Raw genomic sequence first — 23,087 nt, forward strand, 5'->3', positions numbered from 1 at the left:
AATCCTTTCAAATCTCATTTTATATGACTTTTGCAAGCTGTTAAGCTAACTTGTGGAACATATGCCGAACCTTATCTATACGGCTATTCGGGCGGCGGGGTTGGCAAATAAATTTACCAATAGCTGGCTGGTATCCTTTTAACTCTGTCAAGCAGACTCCCTGCCCATTTGTGAAACAAGTTAAATCGTTCCTGTATTCTTGAATACATCTAGCAGGGATTTCTCCTTTCAGAATGACCTCGTCATTCTTTATCTGAGTACTTACAATATCTGCACAATACCTTGGAGCATCATGATACGCCCGTGAGAGATATTCCTGCGGTGCATAAATTTCAAAGTGGAGATATGGCTCTAATAGTTCTGTCCCTGCTTTTTTTAAAGCCTGCTCCAATACGATAGGGGAAAGCAGCCGAAAGTCTGCGGGGGTACTTACAGGACTATAATACAATCCATATTCAAAACAGATTTTACAGTCTGTCACTTTCCATCCATACAGCCCCTGCTCGCAGCCATAAAGAACCCCCTCCATAACCGCATTTTGGAACGATTGATTTAAATATCCAAGTGAAACTCTGCTTTCATACTGCACTCCGCTTCCAATAGGGAGCGGCTCTATGGACAACCCGACAGAAGCCCAGAAAGGATTTGGCGGGACTTCTATGTGGATGGTATATTCTGCTTTTCTAAGCGGTCTTTCCATATATATAACAGTAGGCTCTTTTATTTCTGCCTCCACATGATATTTTTCCTCAAGGATGGCACAAATGACTTCCATCTGCACATTCCCCAAAAAAGAAAGTATAATCTCATGCGTTGTAGTATCCACATAATATTTTAAAAGAGGGTCGCCATCTGAAATTTCTGTAAGTGCCCCAAGCAATATTTCCCGCTGTTCAGATTTCTTTACTGCAATCGTTGTTTGGAGCATAGGGAGAGGATTTTCAATAAATTTTCTCTGCGGCAACAGTATTTCGTTCCCCAAAATACTGTTTAGCTGCAAAACATCATTTGGTAAAATTACAATATCACCAGAGCAGGCTGTATCGGATGAATATAATTCACCGTTTGTCGGAACACACATCTCTGTGATTTTTATTTTCTCTTTTTCAGATATTCTAATAACATCCCTCAAATGCAATGTTCCGCTATATATACGCACATAAACAAAACGTCGCCTTTTCTCTGAATATTCAATCTTAAAAACCTGCCCGCATAGTTCAGATTGACCTTCAGGCGTTGATGAATAAAATTTACTGGCAATTACTTCTATAAGCTGTCGAATCCCCAGATTGTTTTTAGCGCTTCCGTGATAAACGGGAAATAACGTTCCGTTTTGGAATCTCCTGTTTTCTTCCTGTTCCAGTTCTGACATTTTAAACGGTTTCCCTGACATATATTTCTCTAATAGTTCATCGTTTCCCATAATTACCGCATCCCACTGTTCCATATCGTCATTGTCCGTTACATTTATATGGGGATGCTGCCCAACCTTTTGCTTCACTATAATTTCCGAAGAAAGCTTTGCTTTCATTTCCCGATATACCATTGGCAAATCAATCCCCTCTTGGTCAATTTTATTGATGAAAAAAATTGTCGGAATCTTCATTATCTGTAGTGCATGAAACAGTATACGGGTCTGTGCCTGTATGCCATCCTTTGCAGAAACTAATAATACTGCTCCGTCTAATACGGATAAAGAACGGTATACTTCCGCCAAAAAATCCATATGGCCTGGCGTATCTATAATGTTGACTTTTACATCCTCCCACTGAAAAGATGTCACTGCTGTCTGGATAGTGATTCCCCTTTGACGCTCCAAATTCATTGTATCTGTCCTTGTTGTGCCTTCATCTACGCTCCCTAGTTCTGCAATTGCACCACTGGTATACAATAAACTTTCCGTTAATGTTGTCTTTCCTGCGTCAACGTGAGCCAGAATGCCTAAGTTAATTATTTTCATGTAATTTTTCTCCTATCAACACCCAAAAAAGGGCATAAAAATACCCAGTGATAAATACTCCTATCACTGGGTAAATAACTCCAATAGCCCCAAAACACTTATATGTTTTCGGGCATATAAAATTACATGATAAAAGTATTCTTAAACTGGGTACAAAAAACTAAGCCCCATATTAAAAGTGAAACGGGACTGCTACTTTTTGTTCCCACTATCAAATTGACAGTTTATTTAAGAATACCTTGCCGCATATTTATTAACTCCTTGTATAATACTGAATCTAATTATACTCCTTAACCCTTTATTTGTCAAGCTGACAAACTAAAGCAGAAAAAGCGGCAGGATTTCCCCCTGCCACTAATCATCTGTTTATGCAAAAATAATTTCCTTTTCCACAATCTCCCTCGCACAAGCCCTTATGTTATTGAGGCATCCTGTCCATTCTAAGGCGTTTTCTGCCTTTAGCTGTTCCGTTATGCCCTGTGCCTGTCTGTTGATGTGTTTTGGCAAGTGTAGTTGCCTACTACATCTGCAAATGGTTGGACGGAGAAGAATAACTGGTAGCCAGCCTTGGGATTAAGCCACCCACCCAGAACGGAATAGAAAAGCCCCGGAGTTGCGACCTCCGGGGCTTTTTGCTGTGCCACATGAGCACTTCTGTCATTTTCGCCTACTGGCATTATACCATATGCCTTTCGGCATTTCAAGTATGCCCTACTTCCACCACTTGTAAACTGTGGGCTTGCTCAATCCTGTCTCCCGTATGCAGTCTGCTTTCTTTCCGTCCGGGTGCTGACGCTGCCATTCTTCGACAATCTTCGACTTTTCTCCGCTGCCTTTTGGTCTACCATTTCCCTCTCTCCAATCCCTATCCTGTCTTTTCATACGAATATCACGAATTGCCCTTGCTTCTTCTAAGTGATCAGCCTGTTTTTGGTAATTCCTTTTATTCGCTGGCATAGGAATAGCCGATACTCTTTCCGCTTCACTTCGACTATATGTGACATAATTTTCTTGATAAAACTGCATAGCGTCCATTATATCACGCTTAGTAAAACGGTTATGCTCATCATCTGACATATCATCAAGAAACTGCAATAGGGAAAAAGCGTCCGTAAAAAGCTCATCTTCCGGAATATCGCACTTAACGGCATAGGACGCCAAAACGCAAAGGCAGCTGTATCTATGCCCTACAGAAGCTCCCTCTTTTATTTTCCGCAGCCACCAATCATATAAGTCCCTTTTGATATGCCAACGCTCACGGTAATGTAGATTTTACAAATCAACTCAGTATGAATCTTGGCTTTGGTGCTAAACAAATACTAGCAGGTAAAGTAGATAATAAAAATGAAACTTACTTAAGTGGTCAAGTAGGACTTAAATATAAATTTTAATCTTAAAAATCATTTCTAAATCTTTTTATAGTTTAGAAATGATTGTTTATTTCTATGGGAAATCTCCTAGGGCTTTATCTTAAAGCCCTTTTTTATAACAAACAAGTAAATAAGTCTTTAGAGTAAAAACCCTAAAAACTTTTAGTTTTCTTTGAAAAGTTTGGAAGCTAAGTGCGTTGCACGACTTTGATCTGTATCTTTTTTAAGTGTTTTATAAATTTTACTTACATATTCTTCTAAGGTTTGTTGAGAATCTATGATTTTTTCAGAAGAAGGAATTTTTTCATACTCTCCATTGTTTTTAAGCTCGTAAGCTAAAACATTATCACTAAGTTGCAAGCGTAAAAATTGAGCTAATTTAGCTTTGCTTCTTTCATCATATATAGGAGTCATAAGTTCTAAGCGACGCTCTAAATTTCTTGGCATCCAATCTGCACTCGATATAAAATAATTTGGCTCACTATGTTTAAAATAAAATACTCTAGCATGTTCTAAGTATTTTCCTATGATGCTTCTAACACGTATGTTTTTGCTGTATTCTTCATCAGGTTTTAAGCAACAAATTCCGCGTATGATAAGATCGATTTGTACCCCTTCCTTACTTGCTTCATAAAGCGCTTGTATGATATCACTATCCACAAGAGAATTCATTTTAGCTATAATCACACCTTCATTTTTCTTGCTTGTTTCAATGCGTATCATTTCTAAAACTTTTTCTTTGATTTGATTTGGACTCATTGAAAGAGTTTGAAGACGACGGTTTTTGCTAAAGCCTGATAAGATATGAAAAAATTTTGTCGTATCTCTTGCAAATTCTACTTTGCTTGTAAAATAACTCACATCGGTATAGATTTTAGCACTGCTTGCATTATAATTTCCTGTGCTTAAATGCATATAAAATTTAAGTTTATCTCCTTGTTTGCGTATGACTTGAGAAACCTTAGCATGTACTTTAAAACCTGTAATACCATAAACGACATGAGCTCCGGCATTTTCTAAAGCTTTCGCCCAATGAAGATTGTTTTCTTCATCAAAGCGTGCTTTTAATTCTACCATCACAGTTACTTGTTTTCCATCGCTTGCGGCATCAATTAAAGCTTGAACTATATTGGAATTTTTTTCAACTCTATAAAGTGTCATTCTTATGGAAATTACTTCAGGATCTTTGCTTGCTTCTTTAATAAATTTATAAACTGGATCAAAACTTTCAAAAGGTTGTATGATGAGTATATCTTCTTTTTCTACAGCATCAAAAATAGATAAATTCTCATCAAAAGGTGGTAAAGTTTTAGGCGTGTAAAGTGGGCTTAAAAGATGTGTAAAGGTTTTATTTCCTGCGATTTGCCAAAGGCTAGGGAGATTAAGTAAGATAGAATATTCATAAACATCTTTATGAAAAATTTTCATGTGAGTATTAAGGAATTCTACGATTTGTTCATCTGCATCTTTTTGAATTTGCAATCTTACAAAAGCTCCTTTTCTACGAAGTTTTAAGCCTTGCTCTAAAATCATCATAAAATCATCAGCTTCTTCCTCTTCTATTACCATATCTGCATTTCTAGTCACTCTAAATGCTGCTGAAGCTAAGAGTTTATAGCCTGGAAAAATTTCTTCTGCGTGTTGATGGACTATACTTTCTATAGGAACATAAATATTTGCACTTACTTCATAAAAACGAGGTAAAACTCTCGGAATTCTAATCATTCCAAATTTTACAAGTTCAGGATGCGCTTTATCGCAAATTTTAACCGCTAGTGAAAAAGATAAGTTGTTTAAATGCGGAAAGGGGTGAGTAGCATCAACAGCTATTGGAACAATAACAGGAAAAATATTGGAGAAAAAATACTCATCACATTTTTGTTTTAAATTTTCATCTAAATTCTCATAATGTTTTATGAAAAGATTTTCTTTTTCTAATTCACTTGTAATTTCATTAAAATAACGCTCCAAAAGCTCTTTTTCTTGGTGTAAATATTTGCGTATAGCTTTTAATTGTTGCAACGGTGTCATTTCATCGCTACTGCTTGCATTAACTCCAGCTGAAAAAAGTTGTTTTAAGCCTGCAACGCGTATCATATAAAATTCATCTAAATTGGTGCAATATATAGCTATAAATTTTAATTTTTCTAACAAGGGTAAATTTTTAGAACATTGGTCTAACACACGAGAATTAAAGCGAAGCCAAGAAAGTTCGCGATTGATAAACATATCAGGACTTGTTTGCATTAATTTTTCCTTTTTTTGTTATATTTTATCATTTATTTTAAAATTATTGAATAAAAGTTTTAAATTTTTTTAGGTTAATTAAGAGTAAATATATCTTTAAAATTATATTAAATTTATCTATGTTAAAATTAAAAAATTTATTTCTGGGAAATTCTGTGACATTGTTATTTCATTGAAGGTTTTGAGAAATGATAATTTTAAGGAGGAAAATTTTGAAGAAAACTTCGAATCTTTTTACTATTTTTCTTGTTTTGCTTTTTGTTTTCTTTGCGGTTGGGTTTTATACCTTTTATAACGCTAAGGGCACATCTTATTTAAGCAATGCAAGTGAATCTTGTAATAACTGCCATATTATGAATGAAGTTTATAACGAATACATGGCAGGGCCACACTCTCAAAAAGTCAAAGGCGAACCAAGAGCAACTTGTGTAGATTGCCATTTGCCACATAATTTTGTAGCTAAATGGATAGCTAAGGCTCAAAGTGGTTTAGGGCATGCTTATGCTTTTACTTTTAAACTTGATGAGTTGCCTACAAATTTGAGCGCGACTGAAAAAAGCAGAAAAATGGTGCAAGAAAACTGCATACGCTGTCATGCAGATTTTGCTCAAACAGCTATCAATGCTACAACAAATCCACATGCAGACAAGTCATTAAATTGTGCTTCTTGTCATAAAGATGTTGGACATAAACACGGAATTTAATAAGGAGAAGATGAATGAAAAAAAATATTTTACGCTTAGGTATTGTCGTTTTGGTTTTACTTATAGCGGGAGTTTTATGGCTAAATAATGATATCAATCAAAAAAAAGAAGATGAAGCAAATAAAAATGCCATTGCAGCAAATGCTGATTTTTCTTTGCTTAGCGATGATGATCCAAATTTTGAAAAATGGGGTAAGGTTTTTCCAGAGCAACTAAAAATGTATTTAACAGTTGAAAAAGAAGAGCCTAAAGCTACTGAATTTGGTGGTAATTTAGCTTATTCAAAATTGATTCGCTTTCCTCAATTAACCATACTTTGGGCAGGATATCCTTTTAGTCTTGATTTCAATGAAGAAAGAGGGCATTTTTGGGTTCAAGTAGATCAAATGAAAACAGCAAGAAACAACAAGGATTTTCTTAATGCTCACGGACTTGCTGCTTTTAAAGGCCAACCCGCAGCTTGTATGAATTGTCATAGTGGATGGACTCCATGGCTTATAAAAAATGTTGCTAAAGGGGATTTTACCGCTTTTAACTCTACAAATTATTGGACTATGATTAAAAATATCCCAGCCGTTGATGGTATAGTAGAAAATTCACCTGAACATGCAGGCCCACATGGTGGTAAAAGAATGGGTGTAACTTGTGCAGATTGTCACAATCCAAATGATATGAGTTTAAGACTTACTCGTCCAGCAGCTATTAATGCTTTAGTTTCTAGAGGATATGAAAAAGATCCAGTGCAAGGCGTAAAAGCTACAAGAGAAGAAATGAGAACTTTAGTTTGCTCTCAATGCCATGTTGAATACTATTTTAAACCAACTGGGGAAAAAGTAAAGGTAATGGGTGAAACTATTGTAGATGATAGTTCTAAAAAATGGTGGAATGGAACTCAGAAAAATTATGATGAGTATGAGTTTTGGAGAGATGGTAATAAAGCTAAAGAGATTGAAACCGATGGTATAGTTTTAACTTTTCCTTGGAGTGAGTGGAAAAAAGGACAACCATTTAGAATTGAAATGTTAGATGATTATTATGATAAAGTTCGTGGAGTATTTGGAGCTGATTTTACTCATAAATTAACAGGGGCACAAATTATTAAAATTCAACACCCAGAAAGCGAACTTTATAGTGGCGGTGTGCATGCTGCAAATGGGGTAAGTTGCGTGGATTGTCATATGCCTTATGTTAGAGAAGGAGCTAAAAAGGTTACTCAACACAATATCACCTCTCCTTTAAGAGATATTAACTCTGCTTGTAAGTCTTGTCATAAACAAAGCGAAGATTATTTAAAAGCTCAAGTGCTTGACATACAAAATAGCGTTGCGCATGATCAAAGAACTGCAGAGTACGCAATTGTTAGTTTGATTATGGATACTAAAAAACTACGCGATGAGCTAGGTAATATGGAAAAATTCCAAAGCGATGGAAAAGCTGATACGAAAAAAATTAGTGAAGAGCTAAAAGAAGTTTTAGAACTTCATCGTAAAGCTCAAATGAGAGCGGATTTTGTTAATGCTGAAAACTCAACTGGTTTCCATAATCCTCGCGAAGCTTCAAGAATGTTATTGCAAGCTGTTGATATGGCAAGAATGGGACAAACTAAACTTGTAGAAATTGCAGCGGCAAATGGAATTAAAGATTTTAAAACTTCAAATTTAGGTTTTGAAGATATTCAAAAATTTAATCCAGGAGAGCTTTATTATAAAGTAGATGTTAATAATCATAAAGCTGGAGAGCGTTACTATGCAGATGAAAAAGATGTTAATGGCAATCCTCCAAAAGAACTTTTAGAGCATGATAAAGAGCTTGCTCCTTATAATTATCAAGTGATTGATAAAAAATAATTCTTAAGCCCTATAATCATAGGGCTTTTTCTTTTCTTTGTTTTAAAAAATATAAACTTTTTATTTAAAATTCACTTTTGCTTCACTTTGTTTTGTCAAAATATCACAAATTTTGATAATCAAAAAGGAGTTAAAATGATCAATAAAAATAAATTGTTTAGACAGGTTCATATCTATCTTAGTTTGTTCTTTTTGCCTTGTGCTTTGCTTTTTGCTTTAACGGGTATAGCATATATTTTTGGTATTAATCAAGATGTGGGCTTAAAAGTTGAGCAATATCAATTGTCAAAAGTTATAGAAAGTGGTAAAGAAAGAGAAGCTTTAATAGAGTATTTAAAAACAAATGGTTTAAAAGTACCATCTAATACAAATATAATTAAAAGCAAAGATAAAGGTATAACAATAGGTGGAACTCATTATAGTGCTAATATAACTCAAAATTCTACTAATGAATACAATATTACCTTAAAAACAAGATCTTTGCTTGGAGATATGATTATGCTTCATAAAGATAAGGGTGCTTGGTATTTTTCTGTGCTTAGCGTAGGTTTTGGTATTACTTTATTTATGCTTTATATTTCAGGGCTTATGATTACTTTGTTTGCAAATAAAAAAGATAGAAGTAAACAATTTGCAGTTCTTGGAGTAGGGGTTGTTGTAACTTTGCTTTTGGCTTATCTTAGCCTTTGATTTTTCCTAGCTTTTTAAGCTAGGTATTATTTATTTTTTTGTATACTTATACTTTACTTTATTGGACAGATGGGTGAGTGGCTGAAACCACACCCCTGCTAAGGGTGCAGATCTTAACGGGTCTCGAGGGTTCAAATCCCTCTCTGTCCGCCACTAAAACTTTCTTGAAAATCCCAAGTATTCTATTAAGTATCGAAGCAAGAGACTAGCCCTTGCGAAGTTATATTATTTTACAGCGTTTTTGATTTCTAAAATCATAGTTTTTAAAGACTCTAGTCCATTTCCACTTGCTAAATACCAGTATTCTGGATCAAGATAGATGATTTTTTTGTTTTGTGCTGCTTTGGTTTTAGCGACAAGCGCATTATCGAGTATGCCTTGAGCGCGTTCTTTGTTGCCTACGATGACATTTCTATCAACAACAAAAATATAATCAGGATTTTTTTCTAATATAAATTCAGAATTGATACTTTTTCCGTGTGTGCCTACTTTTATATTCTCATCTACTGCGTTAATCCCTAAAACATCGTGAATAATCCCAAAGCGAGATTGAGGGCCAAAGGCTGAAATTTTGTTAGAATTTGTAAGAATGATAAGAGCTTTTTTGTCTTCATCAACTATACTTTTGGCTTTTTCAATTTCATTTTTAATATCTGAAATTTTTTCTAAAGCTTCTTTTTCTAAACCATAAAGTTTTGCAACGCTTAAGACATTGTTTTCAAAAGAGCTTAAAAAATTTGCATTATCAAGACCTACAAATAAAGTTGGAGCTATTTCTTTTAACTTATCATAAAATTTACTTTGGCGTCCAGAAATGATGATAAGATCAGGTTTTAAAGCATTAATGGCTTCAAAATCAACTTGCTGTACTCCACCTACACTAGGTTTGTTTTTAAATTGTTGTAGGTATTTTGGTAAATTTTTAGCAGGAACGCCCGCGACTTTATCATTTAATTTTAAAGCATCAAAAGTATCTAAAATTCCAAGATCTAAGATCACTACCTTAGAAGGATTTTTAGGGATTTTATTTTCTCCTAGACTATCCTTCACTAAAAAACTATCACCCTCATCGCTCATACTAATAGGCAAAACTTTCACCGTAGCAGTGTTGGTTTTTGTTGTAGAACTTGCGTTGTTTTCATTTGAGTTTGAATTACAAGCTGTTAAGATTAGACTTAAAAAAAATGCAAAAAATGCAAAAACTAAAGATTTTTTCATATTTTCTCCTTTTTAAAAATAAATACAAATTTTCTTATCATCAATTTGACTTACGGGTATATCCATATCATAAATTTGTTTTAAATTTTCTTGATTGATGATTTCATCTTTTGAGCCTTGTTTTAAAAGCTTCCCATCTTTTAAGGCTATGATTTCATCAGAATAAATCGAAGCAAAATTAATATCATGTAATACAACAGCTATACTTTTGTTAAAGTCTTTGACTAAATTTTTCATTAGTTGCATGATTTGTACGCTATGCTTCATATCAAGATTGTTCAAAGGTTCATCAAACATTATAAATTCAGTATCCTGAGCGATGATCATGGCTATAAAAGCTCTTTGCTTTTGCCCCCCGCTTAATGTATCTAAAAATTCATTTCTTAAGTTGCTAAGTTCCATGTATTCTAAAGCTTCATTGATTTTGATTTTATCGTTTGTATTAAGTCTTCCTTGAGAATGCGGAAAACGCCCAAAAGCGACTAATTCTTCAACTTTTAATCTTAAATTGATATTGTTTTGTTGTTTGAGAATGGAAATTTTTTGTGCTAAGATTTGCTCTTTATAATTTTTTAAATTCATTCCATCGATATAAATTTCTCCACTACTAGGTTTTATCAAACGACTTGCTAGAGCTAAAAGAGTGGATTTTCCAGCGCCATTGGCTCCTATTATAGAAGTGATTTTGCCTTTATGAAAATCAAGGCTAAGATCTGAAATAATGACTTTATTATCATAAAATTTGGTGATATTTTTTAGTTTAATCATAATTTATTACCCTTTAATACAAGATAGATAAAATATATCCCACCTAAGAAATTAATAACCACGCTTATAGTGGCATTATAATCAAAAACTCTAGAGACAAAAAACACCCCTCCAAGTAAAGCCAAAATACTAATAAGTATACAAGCGCTTAGCAAAATACTATGTTTTGCAGTTTTAAATAGCTCATAAGTGATATTTACTACTAAAAGTCCTAAAAAGGTTATAGGACCTACAAGTGCGGTGCTAATAGAAGTTAAAATAGCTATGATAATCATTAATTGTTTTGAAATTTTTTGATAATTTATCCCTAAATTTATCGCTAAATCTTTGCCTAAATTTAAAGGATCTAAAAATTTCATATAGCGAAAAATCCATATAAAACTTAAAAAGCTAATAATATAAGCAAGAATTAAAACATCAAAAGCAATATTATCAAAACTAGCAAACATTCTTCCTTGTATTACCATGAATTCATCAGGGTCGATTAGCACTTCAAAAAAAGAGCTTAAAGTGCTAAAAAGTGTTCCAAAAACTAAACCTAAAAGCATGATAAGATAAATACTTCTATCGCTACTAAATAAAATTTTATAAAGTCCTAGTGAAAAAACCACCATACAAACTAGAGTGATTAAAAAATTGATATCGTTTTTATAAACACTTAAATTAGCCGCACCAAAAGAAAAGATAAGAGCACTTTGAAGCAACATATATAAAGAATCTAATCCTATGATAGCAGGGGTTAGAATTTTGTTATTGCATAAAGTTTGAAAAATCACTGTTGAAACAGCGATACAAATAGCTACTATGATAATAGCCGCAATTTGTAAAAAACGACTTTTTAAAGCATACTCATCAAAGCCATTTAAACCCACAAGTATAAAAATCCCTATCATACCAAGTGTTAAAAAGCTTAAAATCAGCATTTTTTTACGCATAAACTTTCCTTTTTAGCAAAAGAAAGATAAAGATTAAAGATCCTAAAACACCTGTAGTGATACTTAAAGGCATTTCAAAAGGAAAGATAACAAGTCTTGAAATGATATCGCAAATAAGTAAAAACAAAGCTCCACAAAGTGCTATATAGATGAGATTTTTTCTAAGATTATCACCTAGATAAAGAGCTACTAAATTTGGGATAATTAGTCCTAAAAAAGGGATAATCCCAACGCTTACAATCACTAAGCTAGTGATAATGCTTACAATCATCAAGCCTAAAAATAATATCCCATTAGAAGAAATTCCAAGATTTAAAGCTATATCTTCACCCATGCCAACTATGGTAATTTTATGAGCTAAAAAATAAGCAAGTATAAAAAGTGGTAAAGAAATGTAGAGCAATTCATAATTTCCCTGCATAACATTTGCCATACTGCCTTGTAGCCAACCTTGGATATTTTGTATATAATTTAAAGCATAGGCAAAAAAAGTGGTTATAGCACTAATAATACCTCCAAACATCAAGCCTATCAAAGGTACAAAAATCACATCTTTGAGTTTGATTTTTCTTAAAATTTGGATAAATATAAAAGAACCCAAAAGTGCAAATATAGAAGCAATGATAGCTTGAGTGAAAAAAGACGCTCCAGCAAAAAATATTAAAGAAATAAGTATGCCAAATTTAGCACAATCCATAGTCCCTGCCGTAGTTGGAGAAACGAATTTATTTTGCGTGAGTTGTTGCATGATAAGCCCGCATATACTAAGACTCATTCCTGTGAGTAAAATCGCTATAAGTCTAGGAATTCTTGTGAGAGTTATGATTTCTAGTTGAGTGGAGTTAAGATTAAGAATATCTTTTACATTGATACTGATAACTCCTATAAATAAACTTATCATTCCAAAGAATAAAAGTAAAGCTATAAGCACTTTTAAACTCAATATATGCTTAAAAAACAAATCTTTCCTTATAGTAATAATAATTATCAAAAATGAAATTGTAATGAAATTTGTTTTAAGAAATGATAAAACTACAAAGGATGTTTTAGTAAGAAATCAAAAATCCAGTGGAAAGTCTTTGTAAGTGTTTGTTATAGTCTATAAGGCTTTCTCCATAGCCATTAAAGTATTGTAAATACCAATAAATTCCGTTATTAAAAATATCATATCCTAGATCAACCTGTATAGCACCTTTGTTATCGTGGAATTTAAGATTGTTTCTTAGCATAAGATTGATAAAATAATCATCGCCTAAATACGCTAAATTCACATCAAAATTTCCCATATAATGCAAGATGGCAGGATTATCATCATCTTTTTTGCTTTCAGGAATTCTATACCAAAGGCGTGGAACAAATAAAAATTTATTATATAAGATAGCCGTAGATACATAAATTCTATTCCATGAGCGAGATTGCAAATTCTCATCTCCCTTACCATTGCTTTCATGCAATATACCTACGCGTAGATTGTTAAAAAATTCATAATCTTTAAGATACAAAGGAAAATCTATAAAAAATTCTGGTTGATAGTTGGTTTCTCTAAAAGGAGAAGAATGCTCATAAATTTGCCACCAAGAAGTTTGAGTATAGGCTATATAATATTTTTCATCTAGTCCTAGTAAATTTTCAAAAAGTCTTTTTTTAACACTAAGTTGGAATTTTGCCTCACTCTTATTATTATTTACTCCTAAAGAATTAAAACTATAAGCTAAAGGTAAAAAATAATTCATCTTGTAAGAGCTAATGCCAAGGGGATTAAAGCTTTCATTTCCACCAAGATAATTAGCTAAAGCTAAGCGGGAAAAGTCTTGTTTTTCTTCTTTTTTTATAGTGGTAGAATTTTGCGTTTGTGTTGCTTGGCTTGAGCTATTTTGTTCTTGAGAAATCAAAACAGATGAATTTTTTAAAGCGAGTTTTTTGTAAATTTCCATAGCTTTTTTATAATCGCCTTGTTTTTCATACTCTAAAGCTTGTTGTAAATCACTAGCCCATATAAAAACACATAAGCTTAAAAATAAAGCAATTTTTCTCATTTTAACTCGCTTTTAAATTTTTCATATTCTTCATAAAAATTAAGATTTAAAAAAGCATCTTCATCTTCAAATTCTACAAATTTAGTTTTAATCTCAGAAAATAAAAGTCCTATTTTTTGTTCATTTTTTTCTAAGAATTTTTTACAAGTTTGAGCTAAAGAGCTGTGATAAAAGCCACACAAGGGATGTTTATGCAAAGGGGTTTTTGCTATGATTATTTTATAGTTTTGTTCTAAAAAAGGAAGCATTTTTAAAAGCTCATTTTCACCTACTTTAGGACTATCTACACTTAAAACAAAAACAAATTCATTTTTAAAATTTGAAAGTATAGAGTAAAGCGCAAGCATAGGAGAGTAAACTTCAAATTCTAAAGAATCTTTTATCAAGCTAAAATGGTTTTCAAATTTGTCTTCTTTCGCACTCACATAGACATTTTTAAAAATTTTAGAAAATTTCTCTACTTGAAATTGAGTTAAATTTTGATTTTTAAGAATCAATTTGCTTTTATCTTGTCCCATACGACTAGATTTGCCACCACATAAAATCACGCAATTTAGCTCATTAAGCTGCACAAATTTCCTTTTTTAATGTAATTCTACCACAAATTCGCCAAAATATTTTATAATTTCTTTTATGAAATACACAGAACTTTTACAATTGCAAACTTTTTTTTCTCAGTTTAAAAAAATCGATTTTATCAAGCGTATCAATGACAATATTTTGGAATTAAGCTTTGATAGAGAAAGATTTATTTTTGATCTTACTCGTGCAATGAGTGCGATTTATACAGCTAAATTTAATGCAAAAAATTATAATGCACCTTTTGATTTTATGCTTAAAAAGTATTTTAGCAATGCTTTTATAAAGGAAGTTAAAGTCCTTGAAGGCAATCGTATTTTATGTTTTAGTGTAAAAGCTAATAAGGCTTATAAAAGCTATGAGAGCAAGATTTATTTTGAATTTACGGGTAAAAATACCAATGTTATTCTTACAGATAAAAAAAATTTGATCATAGAGGCTTTAAGGCATATTGATAAAAGTTATCGTGTTGTAAAACCTAATGTGATTTTAGAGCCTTTAAAGCCTTATAAAATGGATGAAAATTTTGAGGAAATTAAAAACTTTAAAGATTATTTTTCTTGCAAATTTACAAGCATTTATGAGAGTAAAATCAAACAAATAAAAAATTTAAAACTTGCACAAGTGGATAAAAAAATACAAAATTTACAAGAACTTTTTTCTAGTCTAGATGAAGAAAATTCTTTACTCTTAAAAGCTTTAGAATACAGAAAAAGGGCTGATGTATTGTTTGCAAATTTGAGTGTTTTAAAAGATTATGAAAGGGAATTTAAGCTTGATGATTTTGAAGGCAAAGAGCTTGAATTTAAGCTTGAATTTAGTCCTAAGCGAAGCGCTAATTTATATTATAAAAATGCTAAAAAATTAGAACAAAAAGCTAAAAATTTAAACATACAAAGGCAAAATTTAAAAGAAAAGTTAGATTTTACCTTGAGTTTGAAAGAATTATTGCTTCAAGCTAAGAGTGAGATAGAGCTTGAAATTTTACTACCTAAAAAAAATAGCAAAAAAAATCAAGATTATAAACAAGAAGATCTTGTGGCAAATTTTTATTACAATGAGTTTAAAATTTGTGTGGGTAAAAATGAAAAAGGCAATGAATTTTTACTTAAAAATGCTAAAAAAGATGATTTGTGGCTTCATGTAAGGGATATTCCTAGCGCACATACTTTGATTGTATCAAACAAGCAAAAAATCAGCCTCGATGTGATAGAATTTGCTGCAAGGCTTTGTGTAAGCTTTTCTAAGTTAAAGAAAGGTTCGTATTGGGTCGATTATACCTTAAAAAATTTTGTTAAGGTTCAGCAAAAGGCGTTTGTAAATTATACAAATTTTAAAAGTATTAATATCACAAAGGATTAAAAATGCCAGTTAGCCCAATAGGAAATATGAATTTTGTTAATCAAAATATGGCTTATCCTGCCACTCAAGCGAGTAATGAGCTTGCAAAAGAAGGTTTTGCAGCTACGCTAAATATGGCTGAATTTAATGAAAAAGAAAAAACTTTAAACAAGCTTGAGAAAGTCAATGAGACTCATGAAATCAAAGAAGAGATCAAAGAAAAAGCCGAACAAGAAGAAAAAAAGAAAAAACACAATCAAGAAGCTAAAACCAGCGATGATGAGAAAAATAAAGAAGATGAGTCTAAAGATCCAAATTTTAAAGACGCACAAAGCATTCATCGCTTAGATATTAGTATATAAGGAAAAATATGTTTAATACAACTAGAATTATTTCAGCTCTTGTGATGATAGGGGCTATTATTATTATCGCGTTGATTGATCAATTTTTTATCAATTTTATCGTTTTTGCGGTTTTATTGTATCTATCTTTTAGTGAAGCAAAAAAACTTTTTGCTTTAGAAAATATCTCTATTATCCCTTTGGCTATAGCTTTTATTTTGGGAAGTTTATCGCATAAAGCTTTGCTTTTTGGGATTTTAGCTTTGTTATTAGTCGTTGGATATTTAGTTTATAAAAAGGCTTCCTTAAAACCAGCTCTTATTTATATTTATCCTAGTTTGCCTGTATTAGCGCTTTGGCAGGTGTATTTAGATCAGGGTATGTTTGCACTTTTTTGGCTTATCATTATCGTTGCAGCTTGTGATAGTGGGGCGTATTTTATCGGAAAACTTATGGGTAAAACCCCTTTTTCTCCAACAAGTCCTAACAAAACCCTAGAAGGTGTGATAGGTGGTCTTGTTTGTGCGAGTATTTTGGGCACTTTGATAGGAATTTTTGTTTATAGTTTTTGGCTTTCTTTGCTTTGCTCATTTTTTGTAGCATTTTTTGCAGTCATTGGTGATTTGCTTGAGAGTTATTTTAAAAGAGAAGCGGGTGTAAAGGATAGTGGAGATCTTATCCCTGGTCATGGGGGCGTGCTCGATAGGATCGATGCGGTGATCATTGCTGCTTTTGTGATGGTTGCTCTTTTATGATACTTTTTGGAAGTACGGGCAGTATAGGAGTAAATGCTCTTAAACTTGCTGCTTTAAAAAACATTCCCATTTCTGCTTTAGCTTGTGGGGATAACATCGCTCTTTTAAATGAGCAAATAGAACAATTTAAACCCCAATTTGTAGCGATTAAAAACTCTAAAGATAAGCATTTAGTAAAACACGATAGGGTTTTTATAGGGCAAGAAGGTTTAGAGCAAATTTTAACAGAATGTCAAGATAAGCTTTTACTCAATGCCATTGTAGGTTTTGCAGGATTAAAAAGCACTTTAAAAGCAAAGGAACTTGGCAAAAAAATCGCCTTGGCAAACAAAGAAAGCTTGGTCGTTGCTGGAAAATTTCTAAAAGGTGCGAAATTTTTACCCGTAGATAGCGAGCATTCGGCTTTGAAATTTTTACTTGAGGGTAAAAAAGACATAGCAAAGCTTTATGTTACCGCAAGTGGCGGAGCTTTTTATAAACACAAAATTAAAGATTTAAGTCATGTGAGTGTCAAAGATGCTCTAAAGCATCCAAATTGGAATATGGGTTCAAAGATCACGATAGATAGTGCAACAATGGCAAATAAACTTTTTGAAATCATCGAAGCTTATCATTTGTATAATTTTAAAAATATCGATGCTCTCATCGAACCAAAATCTTTAGTCCATGCCATGTGTGAGTTTAAAAATGGTGCAAGTACGGCGTATTTTTCAAGGGCTGATATGAAACTATCTATATCAGAGGCTATTTTTTCTAAGCATGATAGTAAAATTTTAGAGCCGGTTGATTTTGTTAAACTTTCTGGTTTAAAATTTTATAAAATCAGCACGAAAAAATATCCTATTTTTAAACTCAAAGACGAGCTTTTAAACAATCCTGATTTAGGCGTGATTATCAATGCTGCTAACGAAATTGGAGTGCAAAATTTTTTAGATCATAAAATACAATTTTTAGATATCGCTCATGTTGTTTTTAAAGCATTGGATCATTTTGGTGTGCCTAAAATTTCAAGTATTGATGAGGTTTTTGAGTATGATTATAAAACAAGAGAGTATTTAAGGGGAATGAAATGAAATTTTTTATATCGATTATTTTTTTTATAAGCGGACTTTTTGCTCTAGATTTAGAATTTAGCGTGGGAGAGAATGGAAAAAGCTTAGATGATAACAATACGGTTTTGATTTTTGGAGGAATTCAAGGCGATGAGCCTGGTGGATTTCATGCGGCAAGCTTACTTTTGAGTGATTATAATATCACTAAGGGTAAAATCATAGTTGCTCCTAATTTAGCTTTTGATAGCATTATTAAACGCTCACGCGGGAAAAATGGAGATTTAAATCGCAAATTTGCAAGCATAAGTCCAAAAGATCCTGATTATCAAACAGTTAAACGCATTAAAGAGCTTATTTTACTTCCTGAAGTTAGCATGGTGATCAATCTTCACGATGGTTGGGGTTTTTACAAGCCTACTTATATAGATGCTATGCAAAATCCTAAGCGTTGGGGAAATTCAAGTGTGATTGATACAAATGAAATCAATGCTAGTAAATATCCTGATCTTGAAAGCATAGCCACTCAAACTGTAAATAGTGTCAATGCTTCCTTGGTTGATCCAAAACATGCTTATCATCTTAAAAATACTAAAACTCAAGAGCTTGGTGATGCTGAAATGCTAAAAGCTTTAACATATTTTGTTATATCCAATCGCAAAGCCGCTTTTGCCAACGAGGCGAGTAAAAATTTGCCTGTAAATTTAAGGGCTTATTATCATCTTTTGGCTATTGAAAACTATCTCAAAACAGCAGGAATTGAATTTACTAGAACTTTTGAACTTACCCCACAAGGTGTTGATAAAGCCATCAATCAAGAGCTCGAAGTCAAGCTTTTTGATGATAAAATTTTACTTTCTTTAAAAAATCCAAGACAAGTTATCAATTATGTGCCTTTTCCTGTTAATAAGGAGTTAAATTATAATACCAGCAATGAACTTACCGCGGTCATAGCTGAAAATAATTCTTTTTATATCCAATACGGCAACCGATTTCAAACAAGGCTCTATCCTGAATATCTTGAATTTAGCAACCCTTTTAATGAAGTAACTTTTCAAGTTGATAGCAATGAAACCACAGTTCCTTTTGGAACCAAGGTAAAAGTAAAAGAGAATTTTCTTATTCCAAAGATAGCTAATGTGCGCGTAAATATCATAGGTTTTGATCATAGCAAGGATGAAAGCAATATTTTAGTTTCTAAAAAAAATATGCAAAAGCCTTATTCTTTAGATATGGCAGGAAAAATTTATCGCGTAGAATTTTATGAGTTAAGAGGGGCTAATTTGCAGCAATTCTTAGAAAATAGTGTCGAAAGCAAGCTTATCAAAAATGCTAAAATGCTTGATCTTGCTACGCTAAGAACTGCAAGAGCTAAAGATAAATTTATCGGTTCTATTTTAGTGGAATTTGAATGAAAAATCTTATTTTAGCTATAGAAAGTTCTTGTGATGATAGCTCTATAGCAGTGATTGATAAAGATACTTTAGAGTGTAAATTTCATAAAAAAATCTCTCAAGAAATGGAGCACAATGTTTATGGCGGAGTGGTACCTGAGCTTGCAGCAAGACTTCATAGCGAGGCTTTGCCAAAGATACTTGAGCAATGCAAGGGGTATTTTGATAAGTTATGTGCCATAGCTGTGACAAATGAACCTGGACTTAGTGTTTCTTTGCTTAGTGGCATAAGCATGGCAAAGACTTTAGCACTTAGCCTAAATTTGCCCTTAATGGCTATCAATCATCTTAAAGGTCATATTTATAGTCTTTTTTTAGAGGAGCCTATTTGCCTTGATATGGGAATTTTGCTCGTAAGTGGTGGGCATACTAAGGTTCTTTATCTTAAGGAAGATGGAAAAATAGAAATTTTAGCAAGGACCAATGATGATAGCTTTGGCGAAAGCTTTGATAAGGTAGCTAAGATGATGAATTTGGGCTATCCTGGTGGAGTGCTTATAGAAAATTTAGCCCAAAAAGCTAAATCAAAAAATATCCATTTTAACATCCCTTTAAAACACTCTAAAGAGCTTGCTTATAGTTTTTCAGGGCTTAAAAATGCGGTGCGTTTAGAAATTTTAAAGCATGAAAATTTAAGCGATGATATAAAAGCAGAAATAGCTTATGCTTTTGAAAATACAGCTTGTGATCATATCATGGATAAATTAGAAAAAATTTTTAATCTTTATAAATTTAAAACCTTTGGTGTTGTAGGAGGAGCTAGTGCAAATCTTAACTTGCGTTCTCGTTTGCAAAATTTATGTGAAAAATATCAAAGTAAATTAAAACTAGCCCCTTTAAAATACTGCTCTGATAATGCTTTGATGATAGCAAGAGCTGGGGTTGATACTTATAAAAGAAAAGAATTTGTGGAGCTTGAAGAGGAGATCTTAAGCCCAAAAAATAAAAATTTTTTAAGGATGTAAAAAGTGAAAAGAGCTTTTACTATATTAGAACTTGTTTTTGTTATCGTGATTTTAGGAATTTTAGCAGCGATTGCTTTGCCAAAATTCAGTTCTAGTAGAGATGAAGCTGAAGTGAGTAAATCCTTAAACAATCTTAAAACTTTAATCAATGATATAAGCATCTATGCCTTAAAAAATAGTCATTTAAGCACTATGAATTTTATGAGCAATGTAAGTGGAGTAGAAAATGTCGATCTTAACAATTTTATAGGCATAAAAGAAGTAAATTTTAGGGTCGGAGAGGATAAAGAGTGTATAAAACTGATTTTCATCGATAGAAATGATTTTGTACTGATGGGAATTTCTAGTAATGAAGCAAGCAAAAATGCCATAATCAATATAGCCAATAACCCCAAACAAGAATTTCAAAACTTAGATTTTACAAGCAATTCAAAAAATAAAGCTTGCGTGGCACTAAGTAAAAATGAGAATTTTAAAAATTTAGCCAGTAAAACTTATCTTTTAATAGGGGGAATGTAATGATAGTGAGTAAAACTTATGAGATTGACTCTTGTGATGATGTAGAACTTGATATAAAAAGAGAATCAAAGCTTGAATTTAAGCTTTGGTATGATGATGAAAAAGAAATAAAAGCTTTAGTGTTTATCATCCCTGGGCTTGGTGGAGATGTGGATGAAAATTACCGTGAACACTTAGCTGAATTTGTAGCAGGCGAATTTAATGTGGCTGTAGTAAGTGTGAATTATCATTGTATAGGTAATCGCCCGCAAACTGGATCAAGCTTTTTTATGGATGATATAGACAAACTTATTTTAAAAACAAGTTGTGAAGCTTTAAATATACAAGTTAATTTAGATAAGTTAAATTCTTTAGAAGAATTAAGCTTAACACTCAAAGAAGTTGATCACATCTTAGAAGAACAAAAAAACCAAAAATTAATTAATCCAAATTTTAAATTAAGCATTCATCTAAGTTTGCAACCAACAAAAAACGAATATCAAAATTTTGGAGTAATGCAGGCGCAAGATTTGTTAAATGCAGCTCTTTATCTTAAGGCTCATGCACCTTTTGATACTATGGGGGGGGTATGCCCGTTATCATGATAGGTAGTTCTCATGGAGGATATTTGGCTCATTTAGCAGCTAAATTTGCACCTTGGCTTATAAATGGAGTGATAGATAATTCTAGTTATGCTAAGTTTCTTTGGCGTCTTATAGGTTTTGGCAAGGAAATTGATTTTACAAAATACTATTGTTTTGGAACGGGTATCTTTTTTAAACATATCCATATTTATTGTTCAGATAAAACTTTTTGGACGAGCAATTCGAGCTCAAATAACTTTTTTTCCATACCAAGGAGAATGATAAGATATATATTAGAGCTAAATCATATAGAAAATCAAGCAAATTATCCAAAACCTTATTATGTAAGCTACCATTCTTTTTATGATAAGGAAATAGCTCCACCTGATGAGAAATTAGAACTTTATAAATATTTAAAACAATTTGATTTTGATGCCGAGCTTCATATGATAAAAAATCCAGATCAAATTGATGGTAAATTTATCAAAAGTTTAGATCATGGTATGGGGATGTCTATAAAAACTTTGATTTCCAAAGAACTTCCTTGTATGCTTGAAAAAGTTTTATCTGAATCTGATTCTAAAAAAGAATGGAAAAACAAAAGCATAAGCTACCCTTGTGATGGTTTGGTGTATCGTTTTAGTGAAAAAAACAATAAAATCAATTTAGATATCACAAAGACTTAAGGAAATCCGCATGAGCATACTAGAAAAAAACATACAAGCTTTATTAAGTGGGGTAAATGAACCCTTAGGAAATAAACTTTTAAATTTCATACAAAATAAAACTTGTTCTCGTTTTAATATAGATGAAAATTTAAATATCTATGATAAAACTCATAATGTTTTTATGTATGAAAACTTAGAAGAAGAAATAAATTTTTTTTATCAAAGTATTTTAGAAAAAACTCATAGATATCCTTTTATATGTATTTATGGTATAGGCAATGCTTTACTGATTAAAAATTTAGCTAAACACTATAAACATCTTTTTGTATTTGAAAGTGAAATAGAACTTTTTATTCTAGCTTTAAGTACGATAGATTTGAGCGAGGAACTTTGTAGTGGAAAAATTTATCTTGTGGATATCGAAGAAGAAAGAGTGGATATTCAACTACTTATACTTTTTGATATGAAAGATATGTTTGAGTATCTAAGTTTATATGAAATGTTTGTAAATAATGTTTATTGCAAAAAGTTTTATGAAGATATTTGGCATAAAGCAGATGAACTTTGCGAGAAAAATATTAAAGTTGTGATAAGAAATTTAAATTCCAGTTTATGTATCGGTTTTGAGTGTTATTCTCATCTTTTACAAAACATCCCTTCTATGCTTGAAAGCATTCCTTTTCAAAGAATCTTAAGCCAAAGAAAAAACAAATTCGAAAATGCTATAGTAGTTTCTGCAGGACCTTCTCTTACTAAACAACTTCCTTTACTTAAAGCTTATCAAGATAAAGCAGTGATATTTTGCGCGGATGGGGCTTTGAGTATGCTTGAAAAAGAAGGTATAGTGCCTGATTATGTTACGAATTTAGATTTTACTGATCTAGCAATGAAATTTTTTCAAAATAAAGAAAATAAAACTTCTTTAAATGTGCTTTCATGTGCTACTCATCTTAGCTTGGTTCATTTTTTAGATAATAAAAGTGTAGTTTTAAGAGATGACCCTTTATATCAACGCTTCAATCTTAATGACTTTGGTTATATAGATACGGGTACTCATGTAAGTCATTTTTCTTATACT

The 23,087-nt window shown here is 32.2% G+C and carries 20 protein-coding genes, 1 tRNA gene and 3 pseudogenes; 14 read left to right on the forward strand and 10 right to left on the reverse strand.

The window, feature by feature from the left end; translation table 11 throughout:
* Nucleotides 1-40 precede the first annotated feature (40 nt).
* The 3 genes and pseudogenes from tet(O) to ELQ06_RS07525 form a co-directional block, all read right to left on the reverse strand.
* Complete coding sequence (gene tet(O), locus ELQ06_RS07510; protein WP_010790859.1) at nt 41-1,960, reverse strand: tetracycline resistance ribosomal protection protein Tet(O); 1,920 nt, start codon at nt 1,958-1,960, stop codon at nt 41-43.
* Nucleotides 1,961-2,326: 366 nt separating this feature from the next.
* Nucleotides 2,327-2,446: pseudogene (locus ELQ06_RS07515) on the reverse strand (TnpV protein); the annotation flags it as partial.
* Nucleotides 2,447-2,671: 225 nt separating this feature from the next.
* Nucleotides 2,672-3,121, reverse strand: a complete 450-nt coding sequence (locus tag ELQ06_RS07525) for a hypothetical protein (RefSeq protein ID WP_002892961.1) — start codon at nt 3,119-3,121, stop codon at nt 2,672-2,674.
* A 98-nt stretch (nt 3,122-3,219) separates the two neighbouring features.
* Between ELQ06_RS07525 and ELQ06_RS09110 the strand changes: the two are divergent.
* Nucleotides 3,220-3,351 (forward strand): annotated as a pseudogene (locus ELQ06_RS09110) (autotransporter outer membrane beta-barrel domain-containing protein); the annotation flags it as partial.
* Between the two features lie 141 nt (nt 3,352-3,492).
* On the opposite strand, the gene ELQ06_RS07530 reads toward ELQ06_RS09110, so the two are convergent.
* Nucleotides 3,493-5,577, reverse strand: a complete 2,085-nt coding sequence (locus ELQ06_RS07530; RefSeq protein ID WP_052805582.1) for an RNA degradosome polyphosphate kinase — start codon at nt 5,575-5,577, stop codon at nt 3,493-3,495.
* Between the two features lie 188 nt (nt 5,578-5,765).
* Between ELQ06_RS07530 and nrfH the strand changes: the two genes are divergently transcribed.
* The 4 genes from nrfH (at nt 5,766) to ELQ06_RS07550 (ending at nt 8,971) form a co-directional block, all read left to right on the forward strand.
* Nucleotides 5,766-6,281: a cytochrome c nitrite reductase small subunit gene (nrfH, locus tag ELQ06_RS07535; RefSeq protein WP_010891930.1), complete on the forward strand. Its 516-nt coding sequence runs from the start codon at nt 5,766-5,768 to the stop codon at nt 6,279-6,281.
* Nucleotides 6,282-6,295: 14 nt separating this feature from the next.
* Nucleotides 6,296-8,128 carry an ammonia-forming cytochrome c nitrite reductase subunit c552 gene (locus ELQ06_RS07540; protein ID WP_052821033.1) on the forward strand — a complete coding sequence of 611 codons (1,833 nt, stop codon included), beginning with the start codon at nt 6,296-6,298 and terminating at the stop codon, nt 8,126-8,128.
* A gap of 135 nt (nt 8,129-8,263) precedes the next feature.
* Complete coding sequence (locus ELQ06_RS07545; RefSeq protein WP_002855904.1) at nt 8,264-8,818, forward strand: membrane protein; 555 nt, start codon at nt 8,264-8,266, stop codon at nt 8,816-8,818.
* Nucleotides 8,819-8,881: 63 nt separating this feature from the next.
* Nucleotides 8,882-8,971: transfer RNA gene (locus ELQ06_RS07550), tRNA-Ser, on the forward strand.
* Between the two features lie 72 nt (nt 8,972-9,043).
* On the opposite strand, the gene ceuB is transcribed toward ELQ06_RS07550, so the two are convergent.
* From ceuB to ELQ06_RS07580, 6 genes are all read right to left on the reverse strand, one after another.
* Entirely contained in the window at nt 9,044-10,036 is a 993-nt protein-coding gene (gene ceuB, locus ELQ06_RS07555; RefSeq protein WP_044306199.1) for an enterochelin ABC transporter substrate-binding protein CeuB, read from the reverse strand.
* Between the two features lie 12 nt (nt 10,037-10,048).
* Nucleotides 10,049-10,804 (reverse strand): ABC transporter ATP-binding protein, encoded by a 756-nt coding sequence (locus ELQ06_RS07560; RefSeq protein ID WP_044306198.1) that lies wholly within the window; start codon nt 10,802-10,804, stop codon nt 10,049-10,051.
* Nucleotides 10,801-11,739, reverse strand: coding sequence for an iron chelate uptake ABC transporter family permease subunit (locus tag ELQ06_RS07565; RefSeq protein WP_002867309.1), 939 nt, complete (start codon nt 11,737-11,739; stop codon nt 10,801-10,803). Before ELQ06_RS07565 ends, ELQ06_RS07560 begins: the two co-directional genes overlap by 4 nt.
* Nucleotides 11,732-12,700, reverse strand: coding sequence for an ABC transporter permease (locus ELQ06_RS07570; RefSeq protein WP_052782282.1), 969 nt, complete (start codon nt 12,698-12,700; stop codon nt 11,732-11,734). Before ELQ06_RS07570 ends, ELQ06_RS07565 begins: the two co-directional genes overlap by 8 nt.
* An 85-nt stretch (nt 12,701-12,785) precedes the next feature.
* Nucleotides 12,786-13,775 carry a phospholipase A gene (locus tag ELQ06_RS07575; RefSeq protein WP_052782283.1) on the reverse strand — a complete coding sequence of 330 codons (990 nt, stop codon included), beginning with the start codon at nt 13,773-13,775 and terminating at the stop codon, nt 12,786-12,788.
* Nucleotides 13,772-14,347, reverse strand: a complete 576-nt coding sequence (locus ELQ06_RS07580) for a molybdenum cofactor guanylyltransferase (RefSeq protein WP_052794238.1) — start codon at nt 14,345-14,347, stop codon at nt 13,772-13,774. The genes ELQ06_RS07575 and ELQ06_RS07580 overlap by 4 nt, the downstream gene beginning before the upstream one ends.
* A gap of 61 nt (nt 14,348-14,408) precedes the next feature.
* Between ELQ06_RS07580 and ELQ06_RS07585 the strand changes: the two genes are divergently transcribed.
* The 9 genes and pseudogenes from ELQ06_RS07585 to ELQ06_RS07625 form a co-directional block, all read left to right on the forward strand.
* The gene (locus tag ELQ06_RS07585) at nt 14,409-15,716 is read left to right on the forward strand and encodes an NFACT family protein (protein WP_052794239.1); all 1,308 of its coding nucleotides are present in this window, start codon (nt 14,409-14,411) and stop codon (nt 15,714-15,716) included.
* A 2-nt stretch (nt 15,717-15,718) separates the two neighbouring features.
* Nucleotides 15,719-16,057 carry a hypothetical protein gene (locus ELQ06_RS07590; RefSeq protein WP_038846313.1) on the forward strand — a complete coding sequence of 113 codons (339 nt, stop codon included), beginning with the start codon at nt 15,719-15,721 and terminating at the stop codon, nt 16,055-16,057.
* An 8-nt stretch (nt 16,058-16,065) separates the two neighbouring features.
* Nucleotides 16,066-16,791 carry a phosphatidate cytidylyltransferase gene (locus ELQ06_RS07595; RefSeq protein WP_134237500.1) on the forward strand — a complete coding sequence of 242 codons (726 nt, stop codon included), beginning with the start codon at nt 16,066-16,068 and terminating at the stop codon, nt 16,789-16,791.
* On the forward strand, nt 16,788-17,864 hold the full coding sequence (gene dxr / locus ELQ06_RS07600) for a 1-deoxy-D-xylulose-5-phosphate reductoisomerase (protein WP_134237501.1): 1,077 nt from the start codon (nt 16,788-16,790) through the stop codon (nt 17,862-17,864). Before ELQ06_RS07595 ends, dxr begins: the two co-directional genes overlap by 4 nt.
* On the forward strand, nt 17,861-19,255 hold the full coding sequence (locus ELQ06_RS07605) for a M99 family carboxypeptidase catalytic domain-containing protein (RefSeq protein WP_002788428.1): 1,395 nt from the start codon (nt 17,861-17,863) through the stop codon (nt 19,253-19,255). Before dxr ends, ELQ06_RS07605 begins: the two co-directional genes overlap by 4 nt.
* On the forward strand, nt 19,252-20,259 hold the full coding sequence (gene tsaD, locus ELQ06_RS07610) for a tRNA (adenosine(37)-N6)-threonylcarbamoyltransferase complex transferase subunit TsaD (RefSeq protein WP_002795409.1): 1,008 nt from the start codon (nt 19,252-19,254) through the stop codon (nt 20,257-20,259). The genes ELQ06_RS07605 and tsaD overlap by 4 nt, the downstream gene beginning before the upstream one ends.
* A gap of 3 nt (nt 20,260-20,262) precedes the next feature.
* Nucleotides 20,263-20,778, forward strand: coding sequence for a prepilin-type N-terminal cleavage/methylation domain-containing protein (locus ELQ06_RS07615; RefSeq protein ID WP_002783936.1), 516 nt, complete (start codon nt 20,263-20,265; stop codon nt 20,776-20,778).
* Nucleotides 20,778-22,027: pseudogene (locus tag ELQ06_RS07620) on the forward strand (DUF2920 family protein). The gene ELQ06_RS07615 and the pseudogene ELQ06_RS07620 overlap by 1 nt, the downstream one beginning before the upstream one ends.
* A gap of 10 nt (nt 22,028-22,037) precedes the next feature.
* The coding region (locus ELQ06_RS07625; protein ID WP_134237502.1) for a 6-hydroxymethylpterin diphosphokinase MptE-like protein at nt 22,038-23,087 on the forward strand (1,050 nt) is incomplete at its 3' end.

The sequence above is a fragment of the Campylobacter sp. CH246 genome (genome assembly GCF_004378835.1).
GTDB lineage: Bacteria > Campylobacterota > Campylobacteria > Campylobacterales > Campylobacteraceae > Campylobacter_D > Campylobacter_D jejuni.